Annotated in this window: 11 protein-coding genes and 2 pseudogenes; 3 read left to right on the top strand and 10 right to left on the bottom strand. The window is 34.5% G+C overall.

What is annotated here, in order from left to right; genetic code table 11:
* Positions 1–41: 41 nt before the first annotated feature.
* The gene (locus RBB48_RS13620; RefSeq protein WP_088121888.1) at positions 42–830 is read left to right on the top strand and encodes a LysR family transcriptional regulator; all 789 of its coding nucleotides are present in this window, start codon (positions 42–44) and stop codon (positions 828–830) included.
* 92 nt (positions 831–922) lie between these two features.
* Here RBB48_RS13620 and RBB48_RS13615 read toward each other — a convergent pair whose 3' ends face one another.
* From RBB48_RS13615 to RBB48_RS13590, 6 genes and pseudogenes are all read right to left on the bottom strand, one after another.
* Entirely contained in the window at positions 923–1,876 is a 954-nt protein-coding gene (locus tag RBB48_RS13615) for a branched-chain amino acid ABC transporter permease (protein ID WP_142291733.1), read from the bottom strand.
* 49 nt (positions 1,877–1,925) lie between these two features.
* Positions 1,926–2,786 (bottom strand): branched-chain amino acid ABC transporter permease, encoded by an 861-nt coding sequence (locus RBB48_RS13610; protein ID WP_088063053.1) that lies wholly within the window; start codon positions 2,784–2,786, stop codon positions 1,926–1,928.
* Positions 2,787–2,807: 21 nt separating this feature from the next.
* The gene (locus RBB48_RS13605; RefSeq protein ID WP_088063052.1) at positions 2,808–3,509 is read right to left on the bottom strand and encodes a branched-chain amino acid ABC transporter ATP-binding protein; all 702 of its coding nucleotides are present in this window, start codon (positions 3,507–3,509) and stop codon (positions 2,808–2,810) included.
* A complete protein-coding gene (locus tag RBB48_RS13600) occupies positions 3,487–4,260 on the bottom strand; it encodes an ABC transporter ATP-binding protein (protein WP_088063051.1) in 774 nt (257 codons plus the stop codon). Before RBB48_RS13600 ends, RBB48_RS13605 begins: the two co-directional genes overlap by 23 nt.
* A 90-nt stretch (positions 4,261–4,350) precedes the next feature.
* The gene (locus tag RBB48_RS13595; protein WP_088063050.1) at positions 4,351–5,568 is read right to left on the bottom strand and encodes a substrate-binding domain-containing protein; all 1,218 of its coding nucleotides are present in this window, start codon (positions 5,566–5,568) and stop codon (positions 4,351–4,353) included.
* 179 nt (positions 5,569–5,747) lie between these two features.
* A pseudogene (locus RBB48_RS13590) lies at positions 5,748–6,180 on the bottom strand (3-oxoacyl-[acyl-carrier-protein] synthase III C-terminal domain-containing protein); the annotation flags it as partial.
* A gap of 203 nt (positions 6,181–6,383) precedes the next feature.
* On the opposite strand from RBB48_RS13590, the gene RBB48_RS13585 reads away from it, so the two are divergent.
* The gene (locus RBB48_RS13585; RefSeq protein ID WP_088063049.1) at positions 6,384–7,379 is read left to right on the top strand and encodes an S-layer homology domain-containing protein; all 996 of its coding nucleotides are present in this window, start codon (positions 6,384–6,386) and stop codon (positions 7,377–7,379) included.
* Between the two features lie 109 nt (positions 7,380–7,488).
* Here RBB48_RS13585 and RBB48_RS13580 read toward each other — a convergent pair whose 3' ends face one another.
* Together RBB48_RS13580 and RBB48_RS13575 are read right to left on the bottom strand one after the other, a co-directional pair.
* Complete coding sequence (locus tag RBB48_RS13580; RefSeq protein WP_088063048.1) at positions 7,489–8,412, bottom strand: CobW family GTP-binding protein; 924 nt, start codon at positions 8,410–8,412, stop codon at positions 7,489–7,491.
* 103 nt (positions 8,413–8,515) lie between these two features.
* Positions 8,516–9,952: a flavin monoamine oxidase family protein gene (locus tag RBB48_RS13575; RefSeq protein WP_088063047.1), complete on the bottom strand. Its 1,437-nt coding sequence runs from the start codon at positions 9,950–9,952 to the stop codon at positions 8,516–8,518.
* 201 nt (positions 9,953–10,153) lie between these two features.
* Here RBB48_RS13575 and RBB48_RS13570 point away from each other — a divergent pair, with 201 nt between their 5' ends.
* Entirely contained in the window at positions 10,154–11,098 is a 945-nt protein-coding gene (locus tag RBB48_RS13570) for an L-lactate dehydrogenase (RefSeq protein ID WP_000715320.1), read from the top strand.
* An 85-nt stretch (positions 11,099–11,183) separates the two neighbouring features.
* On the opposite strand, the gene RBB48_RS13565 is transcribed toward RBB48_RS13570, so the two are convergent.
* Together RBB48_RS13565 and RBB48_RS13560 are read right to left on the bottom strand one after the other, a co-directional pair.
* On the bottom strand, positions 11,184–12,197 hold the full coding sequence (locus tag RBB48_RS13565) for an AI-2E family transporter (RefSeq protein WP_137050649.1): 1,014 nt from the start codon (positions 12,195–12,197) through the stop codon (positions 11,184–11,186).
* Between the two features lie 177 nt (positions 12,198–12,374).
* Positions 12,375–13,972: pseudogene (locus RBB48_RS13560) on the bottom strand (amidase family protein).
* Between the last annotated feature and the right edge of the window lie 29 nt (positions 13,973–14,001).

Below are 14,001 nucleotides of genomic sequence, written 5' to 3'. Positions count from 1 at the left end.
TGATATCATTTATAATGATACCGTATAAGGAGCTGTGATACATGGAAATAAATGATCTTATTATATTCAAAACTGTAGCTAGCGAAGGCTCTATTAGTAAAGCTGCTAAAGAGTTAGGATATGTTCAACCGAACGTAACTGAGCGAATCAAAAAATTAGAACAAGAATTAGAAACTCCTTTACTACATAGAGATAACAAAGGCGTTTCCTTGTTACCTTCTGGTGACATTTTATTAGACTACACGAATCAAATATTAACTTTAGTAGAAGAAGCGAAAGATAAAATTAAAACGAGTGGTTCTTCTTATATAATCGCGACGTCACAATCTATTTTGACTAATTATGTAAGTAAGCGTATTAAAGAAAATTTCAGGAATTATCAAATATATGTAGAAAATAGTAGTCATTTACAAAAATTACTGCAACAACAAAAAGTTGATATGGTCATCACTTATGAGGATGATCCCGACGCAGCTTTTAAAAAAGTATTTACTACTTCAATTTCTATAGGCTTATTAAAAACGAAAGAAACACGTACCATTGACTATTCGCAGGAACTCTTCTTCGTTAGTAATGACAAAAAGTGCCCTTTTAGAAATAAGACGATACAATTTCTAAAAGAAAATCATTTATCTCAGCGTCAACTTCAACAATTAGATTCTTATTCGCTTATGGAAGAGTTTATTCAGGACGGAAAAGGAATAGCCTTTTTGCCGATTAGAAATGATACATTGGTACCAATTGAAAATGTTCCAATCGAGAAATTAGCTGTTCATTTTTTTACAAATGAAAACTCTTTAAAACAAATCCCTGATGAACTATTTGATTAATAGAATAGCTATAAACTAATTACATACACCAATAAAAATCCCTCCTTTACGAATTTAAAAGAGGGATTTTCATATTCTATACAATTGATTTTTCACACATTTTGCTCCACTTCTGCACTTTTCTCCTTCTTACTCTGTTTCACATTCTTCAGTCTCTTAATCGTGCCAACTAATCCTTTCGGAAAAACTAGCAAGACGATAATGTACAATAAACCAAGAATAATTGTCCATCTTTCAAAAATCGGATACGCTGTGGCTAGTTCTGATAAATAATATTTCAGTGATTCAATAATTCCAGCTCCAGCAATTGCTCCAATTAACGTTCCAACGCCTCCAATCATTGTCATCAATAATGCATTTAATGTCATTTCAATTGAAAATACAGTCGTATTAACAAAGCGTAGTGTGATAACAAATAAACCACCGCTAATCGTAGCAACTACTCCTGCAACAATACTAGCAATAATTTTATAATGAAGAACTTTATATCCTAATGCTTCAACACGTTGCTCATTTTGTGAAATTGCCTTTAATACTTTTCCAATAGAAGATTTTGTGAAAAGACGTAACAGAATAAAAATGACAATTAAACATATAAGTGTTACATAATAAAACGTAAAACGATCACGGAATAAGTCTGGTACACCAAATGTAAAACCGTCCCCTCCGTGAGTGAGTCCACGCCATTTTTCAGCAAGTACGAAAAATAACTGTGAAATAGCAAGTGTTAACATTGCATAAAAATGACTTTTCAGCCGTAACGAAAGCAAACCGATTATATAACTAACAATTGCTGAAATGATAATTGCAGCTACTATCCCTATTAAAAAGTTCGTTATGGATACTCCTTGCCGATCAAATAAAAGTGCTACCCCATACGCTCCTATTCCAAAGAACATACAATGGCCGAACGATACAATTCCTGTATACCCAAGCAATACATCAAAACTCATTGCAAAAATAGCAAAGATGAAGATTTGAGTGAACAAAATTAACAAGCTCCGTGAATCATTTACGAATGGAAATACACTTAAACAAATGAACATAAATACTCCGAAGTATACTTTAATTCGATTTGATGTGCTGTTCACCATTTCACCCCTTTTCACTAACAAGTCCATTTGGCTTCACTATTAAGAAAAATAGTAACATTAACATATTGATTGCAAGTGATAAATCCGGTATAAAATACGCTGTAAAAGCACCCGCTAATCCGACAATTAAAGATGCGATTGCTGAACCTTGTACGCTTCCTAATCCTCCAATGATTACTACTATGAAAGCTAAAATCGCATACTGCATACCCATCTCGGCGAAAATAACTCCTGAATACGGTGCTAATAAGAAGCCTCCCAACGCTGCCATCCCTGCTCCTAATAAAAAGACGAAAGAAAATATCGCTTTTACGTTAATACCGAGCGCTTGAACCATTTCTTTATCCATTACACCTGCACGGATCATTAGACCTATCTTTGTTTTTTTAAGCAATAATAGTAAGGAAATATAAATGATGATCCCAATTAAAATTACGAATAGACGATATTTAATTAATATAATACCTTCAAATGTATAACTACCTTGTAACCATAACGGTAATTTAGCACCAATTGGATTTGGCCCCCAAAATACTTTAATACATTCACTAAGTACAAGCATTCCTCCAAGCGTCACAAGAAGCTGGCGAACATGATTTCCATATACCGGTCTAATAAGGAATCTTTCTAAAATGAATCCAAGAAACATCCCCATAGCAATTGCTCCAATTAACGCTAATACATAACTACCTGTCATATTAAATATCCAAACACCTGTAAACGCTCCCCAGGCAAATAAACCACCATGTGCGAAGTTTAGAACGCTCATTAAACCGAAAATAAGTGAAAGTCCTGATGCTAATAAAAAAATGAGCATCCCTGTTGAAATCCCATTTACAAATAAATTGATTAACACATCCATCCTTCTCACCTCGGATTCATGTTAAGAGATTCCTAAATATTTGTGACACATTTCCTTATCCTCTTTTAATTCATGCATAAAACCTTTATGAACAATTCTTCCGTTATCCATAATATAAAAGTAATCACCAATTTGACTAGCCATCATAAAGTTTTGTTCAACGAGTAAAACTGTTGTTTTCTCCTTCATTTTCAAAATGGCTATCATTAATTTTTCTATCATAATAGGGGACAAGCCTTTACTCGGCTCATCAATAAGTAATAAACCATCACTATTAATAAATGCTCTTGAAATTGCTAGCATTTGTTTTTGTCCTCCGCTTAAGAGTCCACTTTTTTTGTGCCAAAACTGCTTTAAATCTGGAAATAGTTCAAGCATCCACTCAATTTTCTCTTCTGCTTCTTCTCCCTTACCCCTAGCAAGAGCGAATGTTTCTTCTACTGTCAGATCGTGAAAAATACCTTGATTTTCTGGTACATAACCTATTCCTTTCCTTGAAATTAAATGTGTAGATAATCCATTTACTTGTGTACGATCATAATAAATTTCACCATGTGCGATATGGTGAAATCCCATAACCGAACGTAATGTCGTCGTCTTCCCTGCCCCATTTCTTCCAAACAGTACAGTAATCGTTCCTTTCTCAACAGCAAGAGATACCCCTTGTAAAATATGAAACTGATCTAAATACGTCTCTATATTATTCACTTGTAATAGTGCCACTATATAATCCCCCTAAATAAGCACTTTGTACACGCTCATCTTTCATCATTTCTTCAGGCAAACCTTCAGCCAATAACTCTCCATGGAACAAAACGATAAGATGGTCTGATAAACCTAGTACCATATCCATCTTGTGCTCAATTAGTACAATTGTACTCTCTGGATGTTTCTTAATATTTTCAATCACTTGTAAAATAGCCGGTACTTCCTCAACTGATATACCTGCCGTCGGCTCATCAAGTAGTAATACATCCGTTTTTAAAGCTAGTAACATCGCAAGCTCTAACTTTCGTTTTTCCCCATGTGCTAAATCTTTCGCTAATACATGTTCTTTCTCGTGAAGTAAGACTGTTTTTAAGAAACGTCTCGCCTCTCCCACTTGTTGCTTAAATTTTGCCGAACTCGGAAAAAAACTATAGTAATCTTGAACAAATGATTGAACACTTAAACGAACATTTTCAAGTACCGTTAACTCTGGGAATATATTTGTAAGCTGAAAAGAACGGCCGATTCCTAATCGAGTTCGATCCGAAATTGATAATTTTGTAATCTCTCGTCCTTTAAAATATACTTCACCCTTTGTTGGAGAAATTTGTCCACTTAGTAAATTAAATAACGTTGTCTTTCCTGCACCATTTGGTCCAATAATGGAAATAAGTTTTCCTTTTTGTACCGTTAAATTCACATCCTTAATAACATGATGCTCGCCAAAAGATACGCTAAGATTTTTCGTTTCTAGCAAATGTGTCACGAAATCCCTCCCTTTAAAGCTTTAAGTATGAAAGAAATACGTATAAAGAGGGCATCCCCCTCTTTATACAAAAACAACAGAAAATTCAGTTTATTTGTTTTGAACTGGTGGTTCTGTCTCTTTCATCGTTAATTCTCGCTCTAATACTGGCACCGGATAATCAACACCATCTTGCTTTTTCAATGTGATAGAATAAAGTGTTTGCATCGCTTGGTGATCCTTTTCTCTAAACTTCATCTTTCCTTTCGGTGTATCAAATTCCATTCCTTCCATTTTCTTAATCAACGTATCAACATCTGTATCACCTTTTGTTTTCTTTAAAGCTTCTACAATAGAAATTGCCGCTGACATTCCACCTGCTGTAAATAAATCTGGCACCGCACCATTAAATCGTTTTTTATGTTCTTCCACTAACCAATCATTCACCTTATTTTTCGGGAGTGTATGATAATAAACAGAAAAACCTTGCATTCCTACTAACGCATCCATCGTTTTTAATGCCGGTATATCTGGTGCACCGGTAGAAATTTTAATACCTTGTGCTTCCACATTCATATCTTTTAACTGTTTCCAAGGTGAGTTTGCCCCTGCCCAAACGATAAATAAATAATCTGGTTTTGAGCTAATGATATTTTGAATATTTGCAGTGAAGTCAGTCGAATTCGTATCAGCATATTGCTCGTTTACAATATTCGCACCTAATTTCTTCGCTCCAGCTTTAAAAGCTGCAATCCCTTCACGGCCAAATGCATTATCCGGAGCAAACGTCGCAATCTTTACATCTTTTTTTGCAATTACCGCTGCTCCTGCAATCGCATCTTGCGAAGAACTTCTTCCTGTTCTAAAAATATATTTATTCCAGTTCTTTCCGGTAATACTATCAGCAACTGCCGGTTCAACAACCATTATTTTTTCATATTCTTCAGCTAGTGGTAATACCGCTAATGTATCACTTGAACTAGATGATCCGATTAAAAAATCGACTTTCTCTTCTTCTAATAACTTCGTAGCTTTTTTAACCGCCACCTCTGCTTTTGTTTCCGTATCTTCTACAACAAACTTAATCTTCTTCCCTTCCACTTTCCCAGTTCCACCCGTTGCATAGTCTAACCCTAATTCAAATCCGTTCACTGTTTGTTTTCCATATGATTCTAATGGACCTGTTAATGAAGCAAGAACCCCTACCTTAATCGTCTTTTCATCCTCTGTACTTGTTTTCTTTCCTGAACAAGCTGCCGTTATTAATAACGAACTTAAAATACAACCAGTAGCCACCGTTCTTAGCCATTTACGTTTTTTCATCGACATTGTGATCCTCCCCATACTTTACTTTCTGATAGAGTCAAACACGCCAAAGTTGCCCATCCGTAATTATGACTTTTCTTTGATCATACAAACAAATCTGTTAAAAAAATTTAATGAAGTACCTTTACATTCGCCGCCTCTTTCCAAATACCTCCATTTACCATATATTCATCTAGCATTTTTCACCACCTAATTACAGTCGCTGCCCACGTATATCCAGTCCCTGCACTAACTACTACTGCAATATCTCCGGCCTGTAATTTTCCCTGTTCATTTGCAAAGTGAAGACCAATGCAAGGATCCAGCGCTGACATATGTCCATAATGATCTAAATATACAACTTGTTCTTCTGCTAGCCCTAGCCCCTGTATCAATTCTATTAACATAGAACGTTTTGTATGCAGTGGTAACAATACTTTAATATCTTTAGGAGTAAATCCACTTTTTCTTAACGCCTCCCGAATCACCTTGTCAAAATTAGGAGTTGAAACCCGGTCTAGACGTTCTTTCATACTAATAGGATCTATTACATCAATAATAATGTTGTCGATTCTCAACAGTATCATAGCTCGCAACCTGCTTCGATCCACCAGCTGGGATACGAACATCTTCATGATCAAAATGAGTCAACGCCCCGTCAGTTAACTTTTTATACTTCCCTCCCTCTTATAACACCAAATATATTTAAGCAATATTCCGAAAGTAAATCCATATTTTACAAAAACTAAATATACTAATATAATAAATAAGTGATTATCACTTAAAAGTAACGGATATGAGTGAGAAAATATTGTTTTATATACTTAGGAGGAATCATAATGAATTTTAAACATGTACTTGCAACAGGCTTAATTACCGCCACATTATTCGGTGCAACGAATGCTCATGCACAAACTGAACGTTTCATCGATGTACCAAAAGGGCATTGGTCTGAAGATTCGATTGACCATTTAACTGAACAAAATGTCATGAATGGTTATGGTAACGGAAAATTTGGATTTGGGGACAATGTAACTCGTGGGCAAGTAGCTGCGATTATTTCAAGATACTTAAAACTAGAAAATACCGGATCTACAAGTAAACATTTCTCTGATATTCATGGGCATATGTTTGAAAACAATATTAAAGCAGCTGCTCAAAAAGGAATCATGACAGGGGACAATAGCACTGACAAGTTTAGACCTGATGATACATTAACTCGATATGAAATGGCTGTTATCTTACAAAAAGCGTTTCATTTACCTGTAAAAACAAACGACCTTTTCTATGATGTTCCAAATAATCATTGGGCAACAAACTCTGTTCGTTCATTGTATAGTAATGGTATTACAAACGGAATTGGAAACTATCAATATGGCGGAAAACTGAATGTAACAAGAGAACAATTTGCAAGGTTTATGTATAGCGCAATTAATGTAAGTCCTTATTTTGTTCCTGATTCTATTCCTGCGAAAGATGAGGATAAGTATAAAGAAATTGAGAATATACTGATTGATTCTGGGTTTTTAAAAACCGATTATAACTATGTATTCACTAAAACTGGTCAAACATATGATGGCATTATGCATTTTAATTTTTCTCCCTATGATGACAGTGCATATAGAATGTCTATTCATAGTGATGATCCTGTATTAAACGAGCCGGTGAGAAAAATCCTAAATACACTACTACCAACTAAAGCAGATTATCTGTATAGTCTAATTAAAAATCCTACTGCAAGCTCTCGAACAATAGAATTAGATGGTCGCAAAATTGAATTTAGTAGAGACTCTAGTACTAGAGTAAATGTTTATCTTGGAAAACGAAAATACTAAAAGAGTGACTATTTAACATGAATACAAGTAGCTAAATGGTTACTCATAAGAAATAAAAAGGCTGCCCCACAAGTCGGTTTCAACGACTTGTGGGGCAGCTCCTTTAATCTTAATTAGAATTAAGTTCCACTTTCTCTAACCCTTCAGCCAATTGTTTCTTATCTAGCCCTTCTCCTATTACTACCAAGTTCGTTGGGAAACCGAAGTCTTGTTCCAATAAAGTCGGTACCCCGAACGAGTATTGGAATAAGTGAGGATATTTGTCCCCATGAAATTTCACAAAACCTTTTACACGATAAATACTATCTGGTAAATTCGAAAGCCATTCGTATAATTTATCTTGATCAATTGATTTCGTAAATTGATATGTCATCGTTTGTATATGCAAATGCTGTTTTACATGTAGTGTCTCATGTTCCCCATCATTCGTAAATTCAACTTCTTCTATATCCTCTAAAGATATATTACAATACTTTGTTTCAAACAATTTCGCATGATTATTTATTGTTTTCACTTCTTCAATTACTTTGTTCTTATCCGCATCTGTTAGTAAATCTGATTTATTAATTAAAATATGGCTACCAAACTTCAATTGCTCATGTAATAATTGCTGAATGTTTGCACTTAATACACTTCGATTTAACCACCTTACTGCATCTAAAACGACTACAATTGATTTCACTTCCAGGAAAGGCGCTAAAATTGGTGATACACATGCATCTAACACTTCAATTGGATGCGCAACACCTGTCGTTTCTATATAAATGACATCTGGTCTTTCTTGCTGATATAACGAATGTAATTGTATTTCAAGCTCTTCTTTTAGCGTACAACAAATACATCCTTTCAGAAGCTCTCTTAAAACATTCTCTTTTCCAATAATATCTGTATCTACCGAGTATTCACCAATTTCATTCATTAATACTGCAACTTTTCTATTCTTCTTTTTCTCCGCTAACAATAAATTTTGTAATAATGTTGATTTTCCACTACCTAAAAAGCCACCTAATATATGAATTTCTACTTTTTTCACTTGATCGACCATCCATTTCTTTATTTCAAACGTATTCAAAGCGTAATAATTACGATTTATATTTATTATTTTATTAAAAGAGTGGTGATTTGTAAATATATGTTCACTTTTCGTTTACTTCATGAGCAACTCGAATTCCAGACTCTATTGCTCCTTGCATCCACCCATGTGTTAATGTCGTATGCTCTCCGGCAAAATGCACTTTCCCAGATGGTGGTGTAATATACGGAAATAACTCGAGTTCTTGGCCCGGTTCGAAAGCTGTAAATGCGCCGCAAGAATACGGATTTTGACTCCAGCTAAAAGATGCCCCTGTAACAAACTCACTATAAACGATGTCACCGTATATTTCCGCTAAATTTCTTAATGCATAACGAATGCGTTCACTATTCGGTAAACTATCCCATGTTAACGCCTCATCTGCCCACGTATAACTCGCTAAAACGGTAGCTGCCCCTGGTGTATGAATGCCATAACTCGGATAATATGTAAACCGTATAGGTAAATCTGTAATAGATTTACCGCCACATTGCCCCACTCTTTCCCAAAATCTACTTTTAAACTCTATCGCAATTTTAGTTGCAGCAATATAATTTAATTCACGAATTGCTCGTCTTTTATAATAAGAGAATAAATGATACGGCCGAACTTCTACAAATCGTAACGCTGAAAATGGAATTGTGATAATAGCAATATCACTTGTTATAGTAAATCGCTCTAACGTTTGCTCACGATTTCCTTGTAACATTACTTTATTATCTTCTTGTATAATTTTCTCTACTTTATATGACATAAAAATATTATCCTTTAGCTGTGGCAAAAATGAATTGGGTAATACATCCATTCCACCCGTTATCTCATAATATTTCGTCGTTGAAGTAAAAAAAATCATTTCCCGTAATACTTCAATTAAAGACATTCCCATATAAGCTTCCATATCAAGAAGTACCCCAATCAAATCTATTGCACCGTCTGAATAATATTCAGTTAAAAATGAGCCGAGCGAATATGTTTTATACTTTTTTTCAACGATAATCCAGTTTTTATTAGGATCTTTTTTTATAAAATTTAGTATGGGTTCTAATACTACTAACATTAACTCTTCTGCCGTTTTCCCTTTTTCATTCTCTAAAACAGGATATCCAAGTATACTTGGATTTTTTTCGAATATGCTCAATCTCGTTTTAATATTATTCGTATAAATAATATCTGAAGCGGTTTTATTTATAAACAGATTTAACGGTAATTTAAATTTATGAATATAAGCTAAAGTTAACTCGTGTGTTCCAGGAATTCGCATCGGCCCTGCATTAAAATATAAACCAGAGCTAAATGGTTCACGAATCGTATATATTCTTCCGCCTATTCGATTATTTGCTTCTAAAATTGTTATGTTATGCCCTGCTTCTTTCAATAACGATGCTGCAACTAATCCTGAAATCCCTGCACCAGCAATAATAATTTGCTTTGGATTCTTCGTTTTAACGAGCCCCACATTAATAATATGAAGCATTTTCCCCATCGTTAATGGCTGCATCATACCCTTTTCCCCTTTGATAAAGGATTTTATTGCATTATATTCCTTTAACTTACTTCCTATGTTTCATGCAAGAAATTGCAAGGATACATTTTCAAATACTTGAATATCTTTTATAAAATGTAATAAACTAGATATGACTCTATAGAAGTAAGACGTATTATCTTACATAATAAAATCAATGAAATTGCGAGGAATTTTGAAATGAAAAAAGGGATTAACCGTGTTGTATTAGTAGGAACAGGAGCAGTTGGATGTAGTTATGCTTACTGCATGATTAACCAAGCTGTAGCTGAAGAATTTGTTTTAGTTGATGTAAACGAGGCAAAAGCTGAAGGAGAAGCCATGGATTTAAGTCATGCAGTTCCATTTGCTCCAGCTCCAACTAGAGTATGGAAAGGCAGCTACGAAGATTGTAAAGATGCTGATCTTGTAGTCATTACGGCTGGATTACCACAAAAACCAGGCGAAACACGTTTAGATTTAGTTGAGAAAAACGCGAAAATCTTCAAACAAATCGTTCGTAGCATTATGGATAGCGGATTTGATGGTATTTTCTTAATCGCAACTAACCCTGTCGATATTTTAACTTACGTAACTTGGAAAGAATCTGGTTTACCAAAAGAACGCGTAATCGGTTCTGGTACAACACTTGATTCTGCTCGTTTCCGCTATATGTTAGGTGAGTATTTCGATATTGGTCCACACAACATTCATGCTTATATAATCGGTGAACATGGTGATACGGAACTTCCTGTTTGGAGTCACGTATCAGTCGGTATTCAAAAACTACAAACGCTTCTTGATAAAGACAACACATACACGCAAGAAGATTTAGACAAAATCTTCATAAACGTTCGTGATGCAGCTTACCATATTATCGAGCGAAAAGGTGCAACTTACTATGGTATCGGTATGTCACTTCTACGTGTTACAAAGGCGATTTTAAACGACGAAAATAGCGTATTAACAGTATCAGCTTACTTAGAAGGCCAATACGGTCAAAAAGATGTTTATATCGGCGTACCTGCTGTTTTAAATCGCGGCGGTGTTCGTGAAATTTTAGAAGTGGAATTAAGTGAAGAAGAAGAATTAAAATTCGATCACTCTGTTCAAGTATTAAAAGAAACAATGGCTCCAGTTCTTTAATTGTGTATGCAAAAAAGCAATCCAATTTATTTTGGATTGCTTTTTTGATTGTTCCTTGAAAACATCAGTTATTTTCTATCATTTCCTATTTTTTAAACTGTTCCTCATTGTTTACATCAAGTACATCTAATAAAAAGATAAAGATTGGTATCCCGATAATAAGCCCCCATATTCCAAGGAAATGTTCTGAGAAGATGAGAATCATAAATGTATAAAAGATTGGCAAATTCGTTTTCGCAGACATAAACTTCGGGTTTAAAAAATAACTTTCAAGAGCATGGATTACTGTAATGAACACAAGTATGTATACAACGTACATAACTCCGCCTACGTTATATGCAATAATACAAAGTGGAAACAAGGAAATGATTACCCCGGCAACAGGGATTAATCCAAGTAAGAAAATCATGACAGCTAATACGAGAAGCTGCGGAAATCCTAAAACAATTAATGCAATGACAGTAAGAATACAATTTACAACTGCAATTAAAAACTGCGCTTCAATTACTTTACCGAACGATCTTGCAAACCTTTCACCAAAATATGCAATCTCCTCATAAAAAACCTTCAGACTACTATCTTTAAATTTCGAAGTAAATGATATGATGCGTTCTTTTTCTAATAAGAAAAATAAACTTAAAATAAGAGAAAGGAGTATTTGCAAACTGACTTTTCCTATATTTGCAATCGATTGATATATGACATCTACACCTTGTTCTATATATTTTGATACTTCCATTCCGTTAATTGTCGAAAGTGCATATTTAATGATTTCATTATCAGGTGGGTTTTGAAAAAACAATTTAAATTGATAAATCAATTGTGAAATTTGTATCGTTAACACAGGTAAATATTTATATAATGTCGTGCCAATAAAGGAAACTAATATGATATACAAACAGGCGATAACAATTTTCCGGTTCACTTTCAATTTCTTTGAAATAAAACGTTGAAAACGATCCATTAAAAATGTCAGTATAAACGTAATTAATATTAAATTGATCATACTTTTTAATCCATATAATACTAACGCTACTATTATTAAAACGAGAAACCGTTGAAACCCTCTACTTCGAAAGAAATTTTTCACTTCATTCATTAAGATTTAACCTCCCCCTTCAGTGGATGGAAATTGAATATATTACATTTTATGAACTTCTATAGACAATCTTTCTTACTAATTAGAAAGAATCCTTTTTTTCTTTTTATATTGTTAGATTCTATTTACATTAGCCACCTACTTACTTCAATGGAGCTCTTTTTTTCGTTTACCCTTTTACAATTTAGGTGATTTTCTATTTTTAGACTGCTGTTCATACGCATAACCAATATTGAATAGTTCCTTCTCACTGAATTGCTTCCCGACAAACACTGCACCTACTGGCTCTCCATTGTTATCATATCCTGCTGGCACCGCTAATTCTGGATAGCCAGAAGAACTTCATCGTTGTTAATCATAACTAAAGCATCCAAACCTTTTTCTACTAAATATCTATCTAGCTCTTTTCTTGCATTTTCTTGACTCGTTTGCACTACTTTTTCAAACTCATCTTTCGTTATAACAGATTTTTCAGACGCCTCAATTAATGTTTGTCCATATTTTATTCGTCTATTACTATCCTTTTTATTAAACGCTATAATCTCTTCTAACGATTTTACCGGTACATTTTTTTGCTGTGAAAAATAATCGTTAACATTATGTTTGAATTCATATTCTAATGTTTGCAGATTATCTACACCCTCGCTGTTTAACTGAATATCATCAGTCAATATCGCACCTGCATCTTGAAGGTCTTTTCTAATCTTTTCTGCTACTTTCTTTCTATTCTCATCTTGTTGATCTATTGAAAAAAGAACCCCTATTTTTTTCCCTTTCAATCCATCTATTGATAAATCCTTCGTATAATCAATTCTTTCTTTTTCTTTCATTTTTTCTGTCATAGTATCTTTTTCATCATAACTTACCATTATGTTAAATAACGTTGCCGCATCCTTTACCGTTCTTGCCATCGGCCCTGCTGTATCAAGCGTTTCAGCTAACGGAATAATCCCTGATCTACTCACCATACCTAGTGTTGGACGTAATCCAACTACTGATTGCTGCGTCGCTGGTGCTACAATTGATCCAGTCGTTTCTGTCCCGATTGCAAGCGGCGCAAAATCTGCCGCAACTACTGTAGCAGATCCAGAGCTTGATCCTGATGTATCAAACGTAATCGGACCGTACGGATTCAAATTTTGTCCTTTTTTCCCGCTATATCCGCTAGGCATTGTAAAGGATAAATAATTTTCCCATTCAGACATATTCGCTTTTCCTAAAACAAAAGCACCTTCTTCTTTCAACTTCTTCACGATTGTCGCATCTTCATCTGCAATCCAATCTTTTAACACATACGTGCCCGCACTTGTCGGCATCACCTTTTCTGTTTGTACATTATCTTTTACGATAACCGGCATGCCGTATAAGTTCGATTTCTTATTTGAAGACCTTTCTTTATCTAACTTTCGCGCTTCTTCCATTGCATTTGGATTAATCTCTGTAACAGCATTTAATGATATTCCATTTTGGTCATGTTCTTGTATTCTAAAAAGATAAATACTCGTTAACTCCTCATATGATAATTTTCCATCATCAATCATTTTTTGAAGCTCGTTCACAGTCGCATTTACAACCTCTTTTTCTTTTATCTTCAAATTATCTATGTTAATCCCTTTCAACTGATTATGTATCGGTTTTAACACTCTATCTTTATCATATACGATACGCTCAGGTTCCTTTGGAAAATAATTTTTATACACGTAATATCCTCCGGCACATGTCAATAGGACGATACCCCCAGCAATTGACAGCGTTATCTTTATCCACTTTTTCATGCTGTTTCCTCCGCTCTAAAAGTTGCTCC

The sequence above is a fragment of the Bacillus sp. MMSF_3353 genome (genome assembly GCF_030733445.1).
Lineage (GTDB): Bacteria > Bacillota > Bacilli > Bacillales > Bacillaceae_G > Bacillus_A > Bacillus_A wiedmannii.
The sequence above is the reverse complement of the archived record's forward strand: the minus strand, read 5'-3'. Positions and strand labels throughout refer to the sequence as shown.